A 19492-nucleotide genomic window follows, 5' to 3' on the forward strand; every position below is an offset into this window, starting at 1 on the left:
ACTTCCTGTCAAGGAATCAAGTCACTGTAAAGATCTGAACAAACCGGAGCCCGTGACGTAATTCCTGGTGGGAGCTGTGGAGCTGCATGATGGCAATTGATACGATTAAAATACCGAACTGTCAATAGTAAATCACCAGGGTCCTAAACACGCGCATCCCCATATGCCTCCTCTGCGGTCTCCACGACGAGAGATATGAGGTCCTCTGGCCTGTTTATGTAGTAAACCCTTCCGAGAGAGCTGAGAGCCTCCAGGACATACCTGTCCCTCCCCTTCTCGTCTATGCAGAAGAGCACAAACCTTCCGATTGATGCGGCCTCTTTGATGTACTCCCACTGGGTGTAAAGGTTCTGTATTCCTGTGTCTGTTATGCACAGTATCAGGCAGCCCCTCCTCTCCTTCACCAGCTCCAGGATCCTGCTTCCTGGTATGTTCGTTCTCCCGCATAGGTACTCAACCAGAACATCCTCTACAGCATCAAGGTCCCTGCACCACGGCTGCACAAGAAATCTCTCGCTGAAGTTTATTGCGGCGATCTCAGCGCCCTGCTCGTAGGCGAACTGTGCAGCCTTGAACGCCGCCAGCGTAGCGTAGAACGTCCTCGATCCCCTTCTGTGGCCGTCCATGGACCTGCTGCTGTCGAGAACCACAAGAAGATCCGGAACATCGGATCTTCCAGGAGTCATGCTGCATGACTCGCACTCTCTCCTGTAAGTGGTCACCCCCGGAACAAGCCGGGTGCTCATGCTGAGCGAGTAGTTCACATCCAGCTCGCTCGGAGGATCATCGAAGCGCCATCTCGTCGTGCCTGTCGGGTAGGAATCTCTCCTGCTGGACCTGCTAGCAGCGATCTCTATTCTGTACCCCTGGTCGCGGTACCACCGCTTGAGATCCCCCCTGATGCCAAGCACGTCCAGGCACCTCATGTACTCCTCCGGCTCGAGCTCAGATGCGAGACCTGAGAGCGGGGCGGATCTCGCATTCCCCCGCAAAATCTCCAGGGATCTGATCTCGTCCCTTCCAAGATATCCTGGGGATAGCGGAGAAAGGACCATGGCCATCTGCTGGCACTGTCTCTTCCACAGAGACCTCTCCCGAACGCCGGAGGCGAAGATCTGGAGCAGAAGTCTCGTCTCTGGTGTCTCCGATGCGCCGCAGACATCCACAGACCAGTACCTCTCGAGGAACGATAGAATCGCCATATCCAGCTCTGATTCTGCATGCTCAGCAGTACGCCTCCAGAGGTGGATCACCTTCTGCTCGTCGGATTCACTCCTCTCCAGCCTGAAGGAGTCTACCACTATATCGCTGAAAATGTTCACGATCGTCCTCGCAAAGCCCGTATCGTTTCTCTTGATGCCCCGCAGAGCTGAGAGGGCCAGCTCACCGGCAACCTCAAGCGACCTCGGGCAGAGGATGTAATGCAGAATGAGATGCTCGAAGAGACTCTCCAGATATATCTCATCGCTCAGATCCTCCTCCCTGATGGATATCCTGTAGTTGTCGAAGGGGAAGACGCCGGAGCCGTCAGAGGATATCACCGGGCGCGGAAGCTGCGGGTAGTGCCACTCGCTCCGTGCCATCTCCCATATCCTGAGCATCTCACCTTCTTCCAATCTCGATCCTGACACCGCCCGCCCTCCAGCCTGCGTTCTTTCCAGCATTGCCGCAGATCTTTATCAAGCCGCCCTTCGCGAGTATCCCTGCGTAATCCCCCGCGTCTCCGAGCACGGTCAGACGTCCTGAGCGCATCAGCCAGCCGGCCCTCTCGCCGACGTTGCCCTTGACGAGTATCCTGCCTCCGGAGTTGTTTACCCCGATGAAGCTTCCCGCATCTCCCAGGATCACGCCCCATCCCCCGCTCATGTTCCTGAACGCATAGGTCCCGCATGAGGATGCGACTATCCCACCTCCGGTCATCCCCTGACCGAGGTAATCACCCGCCTCACACATCCTGATCATGCCGAAGCTCATCCTCTCGCCCACATGTGATGGTCTGCTCTTCTTATCACCGCTCAGTATGAGATTCCCACGGGAGAGCTCAAGCCCCGCGAAGTCCATGGGGCGCACGGTGACAGGCTGCTCGGATCTCTCTGCTGCGATGCTTGTGATGTAACCCCATATCACAGATTCCTTCTTTCCATGAGGTGTGCTCGATAGAAGTCTTGGAATTATGTCATCGCTGACCAGCTCCGCGATCTCCCCCTTCTCCGGATGATCCGCGACCCTATCTGCGAGATCCTCGAGGCTTATTACTCTTTCCCCTTTACCGGATTTTAGCCTTTTGTGCCGGATCCTTCCTCCATATGCGCTCTCCATCATCTCCTTCAGTCCCATCGTCCCAGCCCCGGTACGGGAAAACAGATCGTGATGTTCGTCGACATCTCAACACCTCTTGATCCAGCGGCGTAGGTGTCGATTTCCCTTACACTACCTCATTCTCTCGAGCATCGGGATGTAATCCAGCCTTGCGATGGGGTCGTCGTACTCGGAGAGTTCTTTTACTGCTCTATCAACAGAGATCTCACCATCGATCGCTCTCGAGAATATCATGTTCATCTCCCCGCGCTCGTTAACGGTCCTGTCTATGCTCTTCTGAACCAGATCGGAGATGTACTCCAGGCGCCTTGCGCCGTAGTATGGCGGCCTCTCAAGCATGGAGCGGTTCGGTGTCACCCTGTGCCATATGATGTAGGGTGCAACCGCTCTAAGAACCTCGATTCTGGATCTGTCATTGATACCGCATACAAATGAGACTGCCTTCGTGAACGCTCTCAGATCCTGGCGGACCCTGTCCGAGAGCCCCTCATCGACCTGCCAGCAGCAGACCTCAGGGTTGTTGAAGTAATGGCATCCAGAGCAGAGACCGTGATTTGGGTTCTTCCCAGAGAGCTGTGTCTTGTCGAAGCACGGTGCGCGCTCGCATAGCGTGAAGTCTCGGATGAGTGAGACTATGCAGAGCTCTGCGAGAAGATCAAGCTTTATGCCATCGACCGCGTGGGGCAGCGCATCGAATTCGTCTGCTGAGAACCTCGGAAGCTGCTCAGCCAGATCTCTAACCTCATCCAAGCGCTCCGCGAGGTTCAGGCCAGCGAGAAAGTCAGGCTGTACCGCAGGCACACATGCTGATATTCTATCCATAAGAGCCTCATCAACAGGGTACGTGGAGCTGAACTCAGGGTTCATCGTGGCGAAGTAGCATGTGTCCCCCGGCACCAGCACCTGGCCCGCATAGGTTATCTTTCCCTTCTTGATGATCTCCAGGAAGAGGTTCTGCTTTCCGGCAGGAAACCTGTTGATCTCGTTGATGAGCTTCCATCTCGATCTCGCCCAGGGCGTCCAGAGCACTCTGATCTCTGTGCTGGAGTGCTGCATCCACTGTCTTGGATCTATGAATCCGATGATCTTCTCCTCCGTCTGCTCTGGGTGGCCGGAGACCATGAGGTTCTCAACATCATCAAAGCTCATGTTCATGAAAGCGCTGCCCAGAATGTTCACAAGCGTGGTCTTGTTCGCGCCCATGCCGCCGTAGAGAATAACAGCCCTGTTCCTCAGGCATGCATTGGCTAGACAGAAGATGAGCTGCGCATTGAACCTCCTGGATCCGATGGAGAGATCCCTTACTCCGACGTGAAGGCGCAGCTCCTCCAGGGCATTCATGAGCGATGTGAGCTTAGAGAGCAGATCCCCAGACGGTACCATGATGCTCTCAGAAATGCCTGACGGGCTTAAAGGCTTTCCTTCACCGAGAGGACAAACACGTGTTCAGAGGTCTGCGCGATCTGAGAGGGTGGTTGATACGGGTCGTATTAATTTTATCTATATTATGAAAATATGTCCTTAAGATCTACCTGAATACCGGACGATCTGACCTCAAAAGAGCCCACCACCCAAGAGAAACTATAATTATTATTTATTATATTATCATAGGAATAGGGGGCGAATGATGGTGTAAACCAATAGATTTATTAATAATGAACATAATCTATCATTAACATCTGCCGCACTGTTGCCCTCAGACCACGCGGCGGATGGAGATGAAAGGAGGTTTATAAAAATGGCCGAGGAAACCGCAAAGACCGCGGTCCTTCTCGAGGAGAAGAGGTTGTTCCATCCCCCGAAGGACCTGGTCGAGAACTCAAATGTCATGCAGTGGATGAAGAAGAAGGGCTTCAAGACAGAGAAAGAGATGCGAGAGTGGTGCTCCAAGAACTATGTCGAGTTCTGGGATGAGATGGCCAAGACCTACGCGGATTGGTTTGAGCCCTACAAGCAGGTCCTCGACTGGAAGCCCCCGTATGCCAAGTGGTTCGTTGGCGGAAAGTGTAACATGGCCTACAACGCCGTGGACAGGCATGCGAAATCCTGGAGGAGGAATAAGGTAGCATACATTGCTGTGGGGGAGCCTCTTGGCGACGTAAGGAAGTTCACCTATGGGGATCTGTACAGGGAGGTCAACAAGCTTGCAAACGGCCTGAAGAGCCTGGGAGTCAAGAAGGGCGACAGAGTCAGCATATACATGCCCATGATTCCCGAGCTGCCGATAGCGATGCTCGCCTGCGCGAAGATCGGCGCGATTCACAGCGTCGTCTTCTCAGGATTCAGCTCGAAGGCTTATGCTGACAGGGTGATAGATGCGGAGTCAAAGATATCCATCACCGTGGATGGCTTCTGGAGGCGCGGCAAGATCGTGGAGCTCAAGAAGCAGGCGGATGAGGCGATTCAGGAAGCTCCAACTATAGAGCATCAGATCGTCTACAGGAGAACAGGACAGGATATCCCATGGAACAAGGACAGGGACATATGGTGGCATGATCTTGTAAAAGATCAGCCGGCTGAGTGTGAGACCGAGCAGCTCGACCCGGAGCACAGGCTGTACATCCTGTACACATCAGGAACTACAGGAAAGCCAAAGGGCATTGAGCATGCGCACGGCGGATACTGCGTTGCTGTCCCGCAGACGCTGCACTGGGTCTTTGATCTCAAAGAGGATGATGTCTGGTGGTGCACAGCCGATATCGGATGGGTCACAGGCCATTCGTACGTAGTCTACGGCCCGCTCTCACTCGGCGCGACCAGCATAATATATGAGGGCTCTCCTGATTACCCGGACTTCGGAAGATGGTGGTCCATAATCGAAGAGTTCGGCGTCAACGTGCTCTACACAGCTCCCACCGCCATAAGAATGTTCATGAGGGCTGGTGAGCAGTGGCCCGCCAAGTACAACCTGAAGAGTTTGAGGCTCCTGGGCACCGTGGGCGAGCCGATCAACCCCGAGGCCTGGGTATGGTACAGAAAGAACATCGGAAGGGACGAGCTCCAGATCATGGACACATGGTGGCAGACCGAGACCGGCACGTTCATAGGATCGCCGCTTCCGATAACACCGCTCAAGCCTGGAAGCTGCACGTTTGCCCTGCCCGGGTACAGCATGGATGTGTGGGATGAGGCCGGAAAGCCTGTGCCTCCCGGAGAGGGCGGCAACATAGTCATACTTGAGCCGTATCCTTCGATGCTGAGAGACTTCTACAAGGATCCGCAGAGGTACTTCAGGACTTACTGGGAGACATACTGGAATGTCAGGCCCGGCACATACCTGGCAGGCGATAAAGGAAGAAGGGATGAGGACGGCTACTTCTGGATACAGGGCAGGATCGATGATGTCATCAAGGTAGCGGGCCACAGGATCGGTAACTCCGAGGTCGAGTCAGCCGCGGTCTCGCATCCAAAGGTCGCAGAGGCAGCAGTCATCGGCAAGCCGGATCCGGTCAAGGGCGAGGTCATAATAGTATTCGCTATCCTCAGGGAGGGTGTGCAGGAGAGCGAGGAGCTGAAGAAGGACATCGCACAGCATATCCGAGCCACACTCGGGCCTGTGGCAATGCCTGAGGCTGTCTACTTCGTCAAGGACGTGCCGAAGACCAGATCCGGAAAGATCATGCGCAGGGTCATAAGGGCAAAGGCGATGGGGCAGCCGGTCGGTGACATCTCCACACTTGCAAATCCAGAGGCTGTGGACGCTATACCGAAGATCGTGTAGGGCGTCCGCAAATTTTATTTTTAATATTTTTGCTATTTGCATGTTTATATGCAGCCGGGTTAGTTATCAAATAATTTTATATAGTTTGAGAGCCATTCGCTTTACTTAGTGATTCAACAATATGTAATATTGCAGAAAGATTTGTTTACTTCAACAATACTTTAATGATTTTTCAATATCATTATTAAACATTATTTTCATTCAAACGTTAACTTTATAAACGAAAGAGATAATTATCGATCGTAATAATGCCTCTGAGCCTACACATCCTGATTTGTCTGCTGGGAGGGCAGATTCGCAACGGATCGGGAGGGGCTGGAGGCAGAATGACTGTTAAGGAGTGTCAAAATGGCTGAGCAAAAAGCTGCTACAACTGCGGTTCTTCTTGAGGAGACAAGAGTATTCTATCCCCCGAAGGAGCTAGTGGAGAACTCAAACGTCATGCAGTGGATGAAGAAGAAGGGCTTCACCACTGAGAGGGAGATGCGCGCCTGGACCGGCCAGCACTACATAGAGTTCTGGGATGAGATGGCGAAGACGTATGCCGACTGGTTCGAGCCGTATGCGCAGATCCTCGAGTGGAAGCCGCCGTATGCGAAGTGGTTCGTGGGTGGCAAGTGCAACGTCGCATACAATGCCGTGGACAGACATGCGAAGGGCGCAAAGAAGGACAAGGTCGCCTATATCTTCGTGCCAGAGCCGACAGATCAGAAGGTGCAGAAGATAACTTACCTGGATCTGTACAAGGCTGTCAACAAGTTCGCAAACGGCCTGAAGAGTCTTGGTGTAAAGAAGGGCGACAGGGTCAGCATATACATGCCCATGATCCCGGAGACACCGATAGCGATGCTCGCCTGCGCGAAGATCGGCGCGATTCACAGCGTGGTCTTCTCAGGATTCAGCGCTGGCGGTCTGCAGAGCAGGGTGCTCGATGCGGAGTCCAAGGTTGTCGTCACCACCGATGGCTTCTACAGGCGCGGCAAGCCGCTCCCGCTCAAGCCGAACGTCGATGAGGCTGTGCAGAACGCCCCGAGCGTTGAGAAGGTTGTAGTGGTCAAGAGAGCCGGAATCGATGTTCCCATGAAGGAGGGCCGCGACATCTGGTACCACGAGCTCATAGCCAATCAGCCGGACGAGTGTGAGACGGAGAAGATGGACTCGGAGGACAGGCTGTTCATCCTGTACACATCAGGCACAACAGGGAAGCCAAAGGGCATTGAGCACGTCCATGGTGGATACTGCGTGACACCAGCACAGACTCTCCACTGGGTCTTCGATCTCAAGGACAACGATGTCTGGTGGTGCACAGCAGATGTCGGATGGATCACAGGCCACTCCTACGTCGTCTACGGCCCGCTCTGCCTGGGTGCGACGAGCATACTCTACGAGGGCGCTCCTGACTATCCGGACTTCGGCAGATGGTTCAGCATAATCCAGGATAACAAGGTCTCCGTGCTCTACACAGCTCCCACTGCGATCAGGATGTTCATGAAGGCTGGCGAGCAGTGGCCGCTGAAGTACGACCTGTCCAGCCTGAGGCTGCTCGGCTCGGTCGGCGAGCCCATCAACCCTGAGGCGTGGGTATGGTACAGGAAGTACTTCGGAGGCGACAGGTGCCCGATCATGGATACCTGGTGGCAGACAGAGACTGGATGCTTCGTGGTCTCTCCACTACCGATCACACCGCTCAAGCCTGGCTCGGCAACATTCCCGCTGCCCGGATTCAACACTGACATCTACGATGAGGATGCAAACCCGGTGCCCCCAGGAATGGGCGGAAACATCGTCAACATTACACCCTGGCCGTCGATGCTCCGTGCGTTCTACAGGGATCCTGAGAGGTACATGAAGGAGTACTGGCAGATGTACTGGGACATCAGGCCCGGTATATATCTCGCGGGCGATAAGGCCACAAGGGACAAGGACGGATACTTCTTCATCCAGGGCAGGATCGATGATGTGCTGAAGGTCGCAGGCCACAGGATCAGCAACGCCGAGGTCGAGTCCGCTCTCGTCTCCCATCCGGCAGTTGCCGAGGCAGCTGTCATCGGCAAGCCCGACGAGGTCAAGGGCGAGGTCATCGTGGCCTTCGTGATCCTCAGGGAGGGCGTGAAGGAGAGCGAGGACCTCAAGAAGGAGCTTGCAAAGCACGTCAGAGGTGTTCTCGGGCCTGTTGCCTATCCGGAGATCGTCTACTTCGTCAAGGATGTGCCGAAGACAAGATCCGGAAAGATCATGCGCAGGGTCATAAAGGCCAAGGCGCTTGGCAACCCCGTGGGAGACATCTCCGCGCTTGCGAATCCGGATGCAGTGGACGCCATACCGCTCATCAAGTGAGCGGTTCAAATATTTTATTTGATTTTACGTGATGCTGTGTTTCGGTTGAACTCTTTTGGTTTCTTACTTTGGATCTCCTTTCATTGATGGCGAAATGTTTTGCCACATAATACTTTTGCTGCATGTATCACGAAAAATAATTAATACAATTTTTTACTAACAATTCTATATCGATAGATTTATAAATGGGCAATACGTATGGAATTATCGTGTTTCCGGAGTCTCCCAGTGCTCATAGGTGATCGCGGCATGGCAGTTGTAGATTTGCCGGAGGACTTCTTGACCCGCTTCTTCTCAGGAGGAGTTCTCGAGTGGAGCTCATGCCAGCGGCATCGTGAGACGGAAGCACGTGAAGATCTATATAAATGGAGGTATGTAAATGGCTGAGACTGCAAAGACTGCTGTTCTGCAGGAGGAGACCAGGATATTCAACACTCCCCAGTGGATAATCGAGTACTCGAACTCCTACCAGTGGATGAAGAAGAAGGGCTTCAAGACAGAGAAGGAGATGCGAGAGTGGTGCGCCCAGAACTATCTTGACTTCTGGGACGAGATGGCCCAGACGTATGCGGACTGGTTCAAGCCATACACCCAGATCCTCGAGTGGAACCCGCCATATGCGAAGTGGTTCATTGGCGGCAAGTGCAACGTCGCGTACAACGCCGTGGACAGGCACGCGAAGTCCTGGCGCAGGAACAAGGTCGCGTACTACTTCGTCGGCGAGCCTGTTGGCGACACAAAGACGATCACGTACTACCAGCTCTACCAGGCTGTCAACAAGATGGCAAACGGCCTGAAGAGTCTGGGAGTCAAGAAGGGCGACAGGGTCAGCATATACCTGCCGATGATCCCCGAGCTCCCGATCACGATGCTCGCTTGCGCGAAGATCGGCGCGATCCACAGCGTCGTCTTCTCAGGATTCAGCGCTGGCGGTCTGCAGAGCAGGGTTACCGATGCAGAGGCGAAGGTAGTCGTCACATCTGATGGCTTCTACAGGCGCGGCAAGCCGCTCCCGCTCAAGCCGAACGTCGATGAGGCTGTGCAGAACGCCCCGAGCGTCGAGAAGGTCGTCGTGGTCAAGAGGGCAGGGCTTGATGTGCCCATGAAGGAGGGCCGTGACATATGGTACCATGACCTCGTCAAGGATCAGCCCGCAGAGTGCTACACGGAGGAGCTCGATCCTGAGGACAGGCTGTTCATTCTCTACACATCAGGCACAACAGGAAAGCCAAAGGGCATCGAGCATGCACATGGCGGCTTCTGTGTCGGCCCCGCATACACGACCGCATGGGCTCTGGATGTCCATGAGGAGGATGTCTACTGGTGCACAGCTGACTGCGGCTGGATCACAGGCCACTCCTACGTCGTATACGGCCCGCTCTGCTTGGGCGCGACGAGCATACTCTACGAGGGCGCTCCTGACTATCCAGATATCGGCAGATGGTGGTCCATCATCGAGGAGTACGGAGTCTCTGTATTCTACACAGCCCCCACTGCGATCAGGATGTTCATGAAGGCCGGCGATCAGTGGCCGAAGAAGTACAACCTCAAGTCGATCAGGATCCTGGCATCTGTCGGCGAGCCGCTCAACCCGGAGGCATACGTCTGGTTCAGGAACAACATCGGGGGAGGGCAGGCACCGATCATCGATACATGGTGGCAGACTGAGACCGGATGCCATGTGATCGCCCCGCTCCCGATGACACCTGAGAAGCCTGGCTCTGTGGCATTCCCGCTGCCTGGGTTCAATACAGACATCTACGATGAGGACGGCAACTCCGTGCCGCTCGGCTACGGCGGCAACATCGTCCAGAAGACGCCCTGGCCGTCGATGCTCCGCGCCTTCTTCAGGGATCCTGAGAGGTACATGAAGGAGTACTGGCAGATGTACTGGGACATCAAGCCCGGCACATACCTGGCAGGCGACAAGGCGACGAGGGACAAGGACGGCTACTGGTGGATCCAGGGCAGGATTGATGATGTGCTGAAGGTCGCAGGCCACAGGATCAGCAACGCCGAGGTCGAGTCCGCAGCGGTCTCGCATCCAGCGGTTGCTGAGGCAGCTGTCATCGGCAAGCCCGACGAGGTCAAGGGCGAGGTCATCGTGGCCTTCGTGATCCTCAAGGAGGGCGTGCAGGAGAGCGAGGACCTCAAGAAGGACATCGCAAAGCACGTCAGGAGCGTGCTCGGGCCTGTTGCCTATCCGGAGATCGTCTACTTCGTCAAGGACGTGCCAAAGACAAGATCCGGAAAGATCATGCGCAGGGTCATAAAGGCCAAGGCGCTGGGCAAGCCGGTCGGCGACATCTCAGCCCTCGCCAACCCCGAGTCCGTCGAGAACATCCCGCTCATCGTCTGAGCGTGGAAATTTTATTTTTACATTTTTCAGGCAATCTGAGTCCACCTTAGTGTTTTCCTGGGATTGTCAGTAGTTGCTTACTGAGTCATCACAAGAAACTACACCAGTCAAGTCCTCTGCTTACTCAGAAAGGAAGGACCTGAGGAGATCGTCTGTAATGCGGGGGACGGGAGTCGAACCCGCGAACCCCTTCGGGACAGGGTCCTAAGCCCTGCGCCTTTGACCTCTTGGCAACCCCCGCGTTCTCTAAATCGGCCTGCGGCCCACAAGCCATTCCAGGACTGCCTTTGATGTGTGAAGCCTGTTCTCGGCCTCGTCGAATACAGCGCTCTGCGGGCCATCCATGACCTCGTCCGTGATCTCCTGGCCCCTGTGCGCCGGCAGGCAGTGCATCACTATCGCGTCCCTCCCGGCGATCTCCAGAATCCTCTGGTTTATCTGGTACCTGCTGAAGCTCCTGAGGCGCTCCGCCTCCTCAGACTCGTCCCCCATCGAGATCCATGTGTCCGTGACGAGCACATCAGCACCACGTGCAGCCTCTGATGGCTCATACGTGATCTCCGGGACGCCGCCGAGCTCTCTGGCCCTTTCTAATATTTGGCCCTTTGGCTCATAACCCCTGGGCGACGCCACGATCATTCTCATATCCAGCATGGCAGACGCCAGGATCAGCGAGTTGCACACGTTGTTCCCATCCCCTATCCATGCTATCCGGAGGCCCTCCAGATGGCCGAAATGCTCTCTGATCGTCATGAGATCCGCCAGTATCTGAAGCGGATGCTCCTGATCAGATAGAGCGTTTATCACAGGCACGCTCGAGTGCGCTGCAAGCTCCTCCACGGTCCTGTGGGAGAAGACCCTGGCTGTTATTCCATGCACATATCTTGAGAGAACCCTCGCGGTGTCTCCGATCGTCTCGCCGCGTCCGAGCTGCAGCTCACCTGCGCTGAGGTAGAGCGGATGCCCGCCGAGCTCTGCGGCTGCGACCTCCAGGGATACCCGGGTGCGCGTCGACGGCTTCTCGAAGATCATCGCAATGCTCTTTCCCGCAAGAGGCTTCATCTCACCGAGCGCACACCCGCCCCTTCCGGAGCGCTCGGCCTTGAGATCCTCCGCCCTGTCCAGGAGCGATATGATCTCCTCTGGGGAGAGATCGGCTATCGATATGAGAGAGCGAGCGCTCATGAGACCATCCCCCTGAGAAGATCCTCAACTGTGGGAACTTTATCGTCTGTTGCGCTTATCTTCGCGCTGATGCTCTTGTAGCTGGGTATCCTGGTATCATCTGTCTCCGCTGGAACCAACCGGTTCGACCAGGGGCTGTTGGGCATGAAGGCCAGACCTGGATGCGCATCCTCAGATATTCTGGCCACGACGACAACCCTCCCGTTATCGCTCTCCACTAGCACATTCGAGCCCTCTTTTATTCCGGCCTTTGCAGCATCGCTTTTATCAAGGAAGACCACAGCGCTCATCCTTCTGTATTCCTCGCTGAACCTGTCGACCTCCTGTGCCTCGCTCTGGAATATGTCTCTGAACGTTACGATCGTAACCATCATTCAGATCTCCTCCAGGATCCTCGTGAGAACCTCTTCATCTGATGGATACTCGCTCTTCACGATCGGATCGAACTCAATCCGCACACCGTCCATCCTGAGCGCGCTTCCTCCCGCCTCGATGCCAGAAAGAGCTGTTGGAATCACAACCCTTGAGAGCTCGGTGGTGAGTGTCCTGTGTGGATCGAGGGTTATCAGAGGTACCCTTGCAAGCGCCTTCGCTATTCCTGCGGGTAGGGATGATATCGGATCAGATCCAACAATCATAGCAAGATCACAGCTCTCCGACGCCTCAACCACGCTGTACATCGGGCCGTGATCAACGCCATCAGCGAACGATACCCTGTTTATGAAGCCGGTCTCATCGAAGAGGAGCTGGTTGAAACCGCGCATGTTGTAATGGCCCACCATCGGTATAACATTGTATCTGGTGGTTTCGTTCAGCCTGTCCACCAGCGCTTTCAGGCGATCCATTCTTCCCCTGAGTGAATACGCGAGCCCCAGCCCGGGAAATATAGCGCCCATATCTGCTTTTTTCAAAGTGTTCATCATTGATATCATGGCCTTCTTGTCCCTCACCTTCGGGATCTTCCCGTCGAGGACCGCAAGCATCGCATCTATGAGATCGGCATCTCCTCCGGGAGGTATCTGCACGAAGTTTCCGGCAAGTATCTTGGCGGTGGGAGATGCTCTGATGTCTATGAGAAACGCGGTCCTGTCCTCCTCATGCCCTCTCTGGAGCTTCTCCCCGCGCGGGAAGTACGAGAAGCGTGACATGTGTCTTGGGTGGCTGCTCGATGGATCGCATCCCCAAAAGATCAGGGTGTCACCGTAGTTTCTCACATCATCCAGGGTGCAGCTCGGGATATCCCTGCGGATGATCATATCCACGATCTCCCCCTGGCATATGGAAGAGGTGTCGTCGATGATCGCCCTGGTCCTCCTCGCGAGCTCGATTCCCTTCCGCTGCGCCTCCAGCGTCGAGCACGACCAGCCGAAGAGCAGGGGTCTCCTTGCATTTCTCAGCATCTCCGCAGCTCTGGAGATCGCCTCGTCGATACCGGTTTGCTTACCATCAACCCTCGGCACAGGTCTGTCGGAGGTGAGGGACCTGTACCTCCCGAATCCCTTCCTGCACAGATTCTTCGTTCTGGTTATTCTTCTTCCATCAATCGAGACCTCGATATCATTGCAGAGAAGGGAGCATCCTGTGCATACAGCCATTTGATCACCTAGACGAACTCTATAGCCTTGCTCGGGCAGGTCGCAGTGCAGAGGTTGCACAGTATCCTGTTCGGGCCGAACCGCCTGCACTCCTTGGGGTTGAGGCATTTCACGACCCCATCCTCCACGATCAGTATGACCTTATCGCTCTTCGGTCCTAAACCGATTGCAGAGCCCTTCGGGTCGTTTGCCACGTTCACCGGGCAGGCCACCACGCAGTTGCCACATCCGTAGCATCGCTCATCATGGATTATAAGTCCTGTCTCTGTGGCGCCTGCAACTGGCGCCATGACCTCCCTGAGCTTCTTCAGCTTCGCCTCATATTTTGGCTCCAGCAGAGGTGTGCAGTCCTCGATCTGCTTCTCCCTGGCAAGAAGGGCAACAGCGAATGCCATGCATGTTGGCAGGCCGCACTTCTTGCAGTTCAGCTTTGGTGTTAGCTGATAGATCTCCATAGCGCTGACCATCAAACATCACCTGCCCTGCAGGGATTCTTATTTCCATGTGTAATAATAGTATCCATCGATCTGTGGTTGTGACACAGTTCGAACATTCATGGTATATCATGGCTCGAATACAGCAGAATCATTCGGTGCTGCGAGACACGACCTGTTAATGATACTTTTATATCGAGGGGACGGGTTTTTAGGGATCCTCAGGTAGTATTCACTGCGTAGGGGCGGGCGAATTGATAGACAGATTTCCAGAGGTACCGGCGAGGATTGATGGGCTGAGGGAGCTGGCATGCAACCTGTGGTGGTCGTGGCATCATCAGGCCAGGGATCTGTTCAACATGCTGAATCCTGCTGCATGGCAGCTCAGCGTTCACAACCCTGTGAAGCTTCTCCACGAGATCGATAGATCTGTGCTGGAGAGGGCTGCAGAGAACGAGCATTTCCTGAGGCACTACGACGCGGTCATCTCCAGGTTCAGGTCGGAGATGAGGGCAAAGGGCGGATGGTTCCCATCCCACATCAGGAACCCGACGAACGTGCCCATCGCGTACTTCTCAGCTGAATACGGCCTCCACCACTCGATGCCGTTCTACGCCGGAGGCCTGGGATTTCTGGCCGGTGACTATCTCAAGGAGTGCAGCGATCTGATGCTTCCTGTCATCGGTGTGGGCTTCATGTACCCGGGCGGGTATCTCAGGCAGAGGCTGTCTCCCGATGGCTGGCAGCTGAGCGAGAGCGAAATCCTGGACAAGAGCCACGCACCGATATCGCAGGTGCTCGATGAAAATGGAAAACCGCTCCTCGTTAGGGTGCCTGTGATAGAGCCGCCGATATATGTTGGGGTGTGGAAGCTCAGGATCGGCAGGATCCCGCTGTATCTCCTGGACACAGACGTAGAGGCGAACGACCCGTGGAACCGCGGGATATCATCACGACTCTACATCGGAGATGCTGAGCAGAGGCTGAGGCAGGAGATAGTGCTGGGCATAGGCGGCATGAGCGTGCTCGAGAGCATGGGCATAAATAACCTGGTCCTGCATCTCAATGAGGGCCATCCTGCGTTTGCGGTCCTGGAAAGGCTCAGGTCTCTCATAGGAAGTGGCATGAGCTGCAGGGACGCCATCGATTATATCAGGAGCACGACTGTGTTCACAACACACACTCCAGTTCCGGCGGGCCACGACATATTCCCGTTCCATCTCATGGAGAAGTACTTCAACTCCTACCTGCCATCAATTGGACTCACCCGCGATCAGTTCTTCAGGCTGGGCATAGATCCGGCAAACCCGCAGGCCGGTTTCAACATGACCGCATTCGCGATGAGGATGTCTCTTTACAGAAACTGCGTCAGCAGGAGGCATCTCGAGGTCACAGAGTCGATGTGGCGGCATCTCATCTCCGAGCTCAAATCAAATGGCGTAGTCATCGATTACGTCACCAATGGTGTGCACATACTCACATGGCTCGATCGCGGCATGGAGGATCTCTTCAACAGGTATCTCGGCCTTGGATGGCTGGAGGAGCATGATGATCCCTCGATATGGGCGCTCGTGGACGAGATACCTGACAGAGAGCTCTGGATGGCGCATCGAATGGCAAAGATGAGGTTGATAACAACGATAAGGGAGCGCGCGAGGCTCAGATGGGCCATGGACGGTGCAGATCCCAGGATAATAGTCGCGTCCGGCGTGCTCTTCGATCCATCCGTCTTCACAATAGGCTTCGCGCGGAGGTTCGCCACATACAAGAGGGCGACGCTGGTACTCCAGGACCTGAACCGCCTCAGGAGCATCCTCAACAACGAGGATATGCCGGTCCAGATAATATTCGCAGGCAAGGCGCATCCTGCTGATGACACGGCCAAGCAGATAATCCAGAGGGTGTACAACGTAGCGAAGGATCCTAGCTTTGGGGGAAGGATCGCGTTTGTCGAGGACTACGATGAGCAGCTCGCCCAGTACATGGTCCATGGTGTGGACCTGTGGCTGAACACGCCGCAGCCGCCGCTCGAGGCATCCGGCACCAGCGGCATGAAGGCGATGATCAACGGCGTGCCACAGCTCAGCGTTCTCGATGGCTGGTGGATAGAGGGATACAATGGAAGGAACGGCTGGGCATTCGAGGGCGCAGAGGGCGCGGATCGGGATGTGAGGGATGCACACAGCCTCTACGATCTTCTTGAGAACGACATCGTGCCGTTGTTCTACAGTGTGGAGAACAACGATGGTGTGCCGCATGGCTGGGTCAGGGTCATGAAGGAGGCGATAAAGAGCACCGCTCCCAGGTTCTCCGCAAGGAGGATGGTGAAGGAGTACACTGGCAAGTTCTACGTTAACGCCCTGGATGCGGCCAACAGCTTCAGCATGAATGAGACCCATGGGGAGTAACAGGACGCAGCTCTTCAGGCCGGAGTAAGCACATACAACAGCGAATATAACTGGAGACGCTCTTATCCATCTGATAACTTGCTCGGAGAGATAGTGGCGGTGCTATGCGTTCGTGGCGATTGAATGCGTGCTTCCAGCAACCTCCCTGCATGGCCTCCAAGTTGCCGGATACATAAGAACGACTGGAGAAAGCTTTCGACCACGTCGAAGCGCAGGAAGCTCCTCGCCAGCGAGGAGGGCACCATGCGGTCATGTGCTGAGTTCGGATCACTGAGCAGTCTGCCAAGAAACCGGTATCCATCGGCACATTACCTCAGAAAGTCTGTTTGGTCACCTGTTGACCTCAATGAATCGAGCACACGGCCAGCGTTTTCCGCTCACATCGCTCCAGCATCCCATCATGTGGACAGAGAGGGCATGTATTTCATCAAACATTTCTCTGATTTTTATATAGATGCGGCAGCTTGATTGACCACAGGACGATTCACGCAAAAGCTAAATATCGTCCCTGCAGAGAATGCCTGGATGTTTGCGAACTGGGAAGAGCACGGGCTCATCGAGGACGGCCTGAGGTCGATTGTGCTTGAATCCCGCGGGCTGCATGTGGGTGATGTGATAGAGTACGTGCTCCTTTCTCCCGGCAAGAGGGTTCGCCCCCTGATACTTCTCTTCTCCTCAGAGGCCTTCGGGTGTGATCCAAGAGATGCGCTCAATGCAGCGCTGGCTGTGGAGCTCGCACACGCAGCATCCCTGATACATGATGACATACTCGACTGCGGGATGGAGAGGCGTGGGGCTCCGAGCGCCTTAAGGAGATTCGGCATGGAGGCCTCGCTGCTCGGAGGCGATTATCTGATATCTATGTCGATAGGGCTGATCTCCTCCTACGGCCAACCCGCAATCCGGCTCTTCTCAAAGGCGTGCATGGATATGGCAGAGGGAGAGATCATAGATCTCTCGAGGATAGCATCTCCGCAGGAGTATTACCAGTGCATAACAAAGAAGACGGCATCCCTTTTCGCAGCATCTGCCAGGCTCGGTTGCATGATAGCAGGCGCGGATCGTGAGGATCAGATGCTCTACGAGAGGTACGGTCTCGAGCTCGGGCTTGCCTACCAGATAGTGGATGATCTCGAGGAGCTCATCGGCATCGATCAGGGCAAGAGGTCCGCGAAGAAATCGATGACCCTGCCGAGGATTCATAGCCTTAGATCCGGGCCGGAGGAGACCCTGAGGATGTGTGTTGATGCTGTGAGAGAGCATACGGGCAGCGCTAGAGCCTCACTGCACAGCGCGGGTGGTGATCCGGAGATGAAGGAGCGTCTGCTCATGATACTGGAGAGCATGACAGAGAGCATGGTGAAGAGATGCAGCTTACCGAAAGCCCTCTCCTGAATTTAAATGTTGATCTGGATGATGGCATCAGGCTCAGTGCGACTGGCGCTCTCGCCCCTGTTGCGAAGCCGATCGTTAAAAAGATCAACGAGATATTCGAGAACGAGAAGCCGATCAGCACAGGTGACCGGCTTATATTCTCCACCTGGATCCCGCCAGCGCCCAGCAGGGCATTCGACAGGATGATTTCCGCTCAGCTGAGATCGCTTGTGCGCAGGAATATTCCGGATCAGCTCTCGATCTCGGTCTTCCGCGGCTGCCCGAACAGCTGCATCCACTGCTCGGCCCCCTCAAGAAGCGGGGATATTCTGGAGGGAGATGTTGTTAAAAGAACCATCTCCGAGGCCCTGGATCTAGGAACGTATCTTGTCACCTTCGACGGCGGAGAGCCGATGCTGAGGCATGACCTTCCTGATCTGATCGCAGGCGTCGATGACAGGGCGATCGCGACCTGCTTCACCAGCGGATACGCTTTGAGCGAGAATCTTGCGCTGGATCTCAGGAAGAGCGGCCTTTACGCCCTCAGGGTGAGCATAGACAGCCCAGTCGAGGAGCAGCATGATCGTTTCAGGGGAAGAGAGGGCGCGTTCAGAGATGCGATCTCCGGCGTCAGGAACGCTCTGCGCGCCGGACTTCTGGTGGATCTCTTCATGGTGGTCTCGCCATACAACATAGACCAGCTTGAAGACGCATACTCCCTGGCATCTGATCTCGGGGCTCACGAGCTCTCCCTCTACGAGATCGTGGCGGTGGGGCGGTGGAAGGAGCATGCGGAAGAGGTTTTATCCCCGCGGGATATCGAGCGTCTGGCCGATTTTCACAGGAGGATGAACAGGCTCCCGGATGGGCCGAGGGTCACGGCCCTTCCTTACCTTCTTTCCCCCCAGATGTTCGGATGCTTCGCAGGGAGGCGATGGATGCACGTCGATCCATCCGGAGATGTCATGCCATGCGCATACATGCCGATCAGCTTCGGCAACGTTAAAAATAGCTCTCTTAAGAACATCTGGATGAGGATGAGCAGGTACAGATGGTTCAGAGATCGCTGCTCATGCCAGATGAAGGATGGTGTTTTCAGGAGTTTGCACTTTGAAAAGGAGGATGTGAAATGAGGTTTTGCTATGCTGTTATTCTGATCATCGCCCTCATGGCGATGGTTGCTGGTGCGCAGAGGTACGAATCAACACCAACGCAGTATAACGATTCGCTGGGCGAGGGCCTGGGATGGATGACCATAGTGAGCCCAGAGCATACGGCTGAGTACCTGGCGAAGACAGGCGGTGCGACAGGGAGCGCAACCGCATACACGAGCATAGATCTGCGGGGGAACTGGTCGTTCGAGCTCAGGAGTCTTGATGAGAAGATGGTCGGAACAGTCAATCTGAACCTGGCCCAGATTGGCACAGTGGTCTTCGGTGCTGGCACTGTAAGAGGATCCGGTGCTATCGCCACTGCAAGCGGGGCGATTGTTGATAACACGCTCACGCTGAACATCGTGACGTATCCGAACGTGGAGCTCTACAGCGCGAGGTTCAACCAGATCGGAGGTGGCGGAAGATCTGCTGCAGGATACTTCGACGCTTACTCGTCCTCCGGCGGATCCCTCCAGGGGAAGATCAGGGGCGAGAAGGACGTGCCCAGGACGCTGAGCTGAGATCCCCGGCGTCTCTTTTTTGCAAATCCGGCGAGTCGGCGGATCGGTATCATTTCAGAAGGGAACAAAGACGATTGCCTCTGCT

General features: G+C 55.2%; 14 protein-coding genes and 1 tRNA gene. 7 read left to right on the forward strand and 8 right to left on the reverse strand.

All coding sequences use genetic code 11. The annotated features are described in order from the left end of the window. Window positions 1-143: 143 nt before the first annotated feature. The 3 genes from QFX31_RS05405 to QFX31_RS05415 form a co-directional block, all read right to left on the reverse strand. Window positions 144-1601, reverse strand: a complete 1458-nt coding sequence (locus QFX31_RS05405) for a VWA domain-containing protein (RefSeq protein WP_348531102.1) — start codon at window positions 1599-1601, stop codon at window positions 144-146. Between the two features lies 1 nt (window position 1602). Beyond that, window positions 1603-2337: a hypothetical protein gene (locus QFX31_RS05410; protein ID WP_348531103.1), complete on the reverse strand. Its 735-nt coding sequence runs from the start codon at window positions 2335-2337 to the stop codon at window positions 1603-1605. A 93-nt stretch (window positions 2338-2430) separates the two neighbouring features. Then, entirely contained in the window at window positions 2431-3702 is a 1272-nt protein-coding gene (locus QFX31_RS05415) for an AAA family ATPase (protein WP_348531104.1), read from the reverse strand. A gap of 355 nt (window positions 3703-4057) precedes the next feature. Here QFX31_RS05415 and acs (QFX31_RS05420) point away from each other — a divergent pair, with 355 nt between their 5' ends. From acs (QFX31_RS05420) to acs (QFX31_RS05430), 3 genes are all read left to right on the forward strand, one after another. Then, the gene (gene acs, locus QFX31_RS05420) at window positions 4058-6040 is read left to right on the forward strand and encodes an acetate--CoA ligase (RefSeq protein WP_348531105.1); all 1983 of its coding nucleotides are present in this window, start codon (window positions 4058-4060) and stop codon (window positions 6038-6040) included. A gap of 348 nt (window positions 6041-6388) precedes the next feature. Next, complete coding sequence (gene acs / locus QFX31_RS05425) at window positions 6389-8377, forward strand: acetate--CoA ligase (RefSeq protein ID WP_348531106.1); 1989 nt, start codon at window positions 6389-6391, stop codon at window positions 8375-8377. A gap of 379 nt (window positions 8378-8756) precedes the next feature. Continuing rightward, window positions 8757-10736: an acetate--CoA ligase gene (gene acs, locus QFX31_RS05430; RefSeq protein ID WP_348531107.1), complete on the forward strand. Its 1980-nt coding sequence runs from the start codon at window positions 8757-8759 to the stop codon at window positions 10734-10736. Window positions 10737-10894: 158 nt separating this feature from the next. On the opposite strand, the gene QFX31_RS05435 is transcribed toward acs (QFX31_RS05430), so the two are convergent. From QFX31_RS05435 to QFX31_RS05455, 5 genes are all read right to left on the reverse strand, one after another. Next, window positions 10895-10977 (reverse strand) — tRNA-Leu (locus QFX31_RS05435). A gap of 5 nt (window positions 10978-10982) precedes the next feature. After that, a complete protein-coding gene (argF, locus tag QFX31_RS05440; RefSeq protein WP_348531108.1) occupies window positions 10983-11921 on the reverse strand; it encodes an ornithine carbamoyltransferase in 939 nt (312 codons plus the stop codon). Next, window positions 11918-12295: a molybdopterin dinucleotide binding domain-containing protein gene (locus QFX31_RS05445; protein WP_348531109.1), complete on the reverse strand. Its 378-nt coding sequence runs from the start codon at window positions 12293-12295 to the stop codon at window positions 11918-11920. The genes argF and QFX31_RS05445 overlap by 4 nt, the downstream gene beginning before the upstream one ends. Next, window positions 12296-13516 carry a formylmethanofuran dehydrogenase subunit B gene (locus QFX31_RS05450; protein ID WP_348531110.1) on the reverse strand — a complete coding sequence of 407 codons (1221 nt, stop codon included), beginning with the start codon at window positions 13514-13516 and terminating at the stop codon, window positions 12296-12298. An 8-nt stretch (window positions 13517-13524) separates the two neighbouring features. Beyond that, the gene (locus tag QFX31_RS05455) at window positions 13525-13983 is read right to left on the reverse strand and encodes a (Fe-S)-binding protein (protein WP_297759124.1); all 459 of its coding nucleotides are present in this window, start codon (window positions 13981-13983) and stop codon (window positions 13525-13527) included. Window positions 13984-14204: 221 nt separating this feature from the next. On the opposite strand from QFX31_RS05455, the gene glgP reads away from it, so the two are divergent. From glgP to QFX31_RS05475, 4 genes are all read left to right on the forward strand, one after another. Beyond that, window positions 14205-16358 (forward strand): alpha-glucan family phosphorylase, encoded by a 2154-nt coding sequence (gene glgP, locus QFX31_RS05460; RefSeq protein WP_348531111.1) that lies wholly within the window; start codon window positions 14205-14207, stop codon window positions 16356-16358. A 525-nt stretch (window positions 16359-16883) separates the two neighbouring features. Beyond that, the gene (locus QFX31_RS05465; protein WP_348531112.1) at window positions 16884-17753 is read left to right on the forward strand and encodes a polyprenyl synthetase family protein; all 870 of its coding nucleotides are present in this window, start codon (window positions 16884-16886) and stop codon (window positions 17751-17753) included. Next, window positions 17726-18865 (forward strand): radical SAM protein, encoded by a 1140-nt coding sequence (locus QFX31_RS05470; RefSeq protein ID WP_348531113.1) that lies wholly within the window; start codon window positions 17726-17728, stop codon window positions 18863-18865. Before QFX31_RS05465 ends, QFX31_RS05470 begins: the two co-directional genes overlap by 28 nt. Continuing rightward, window positions 18862-19407, forward strand: coding sequence for a hypothetical protein (locus tag QFX31_RS05475; RefSeq protein WP_348531114.1), 546 nt, complete (start codon window positions 18862-18864; stop codon window positions 19405-19407). The genes QFX31_RS05470 and QFX31_RS05475 overlap by 4 nt, the downstream gene beginning before the upstream one ends. Window positions 19408-19492: the final 85 nt, after the last annotated feature.

This window comes from Methanothrix sp. (assembly GCF_030055635.1).
In the GTDB taxonomy this organism is placed as follows: Archaea; Halobacteriota; Methanosarcinia; order Methanotrichales; family Methanotrichaceae; genus Methanothrix_B.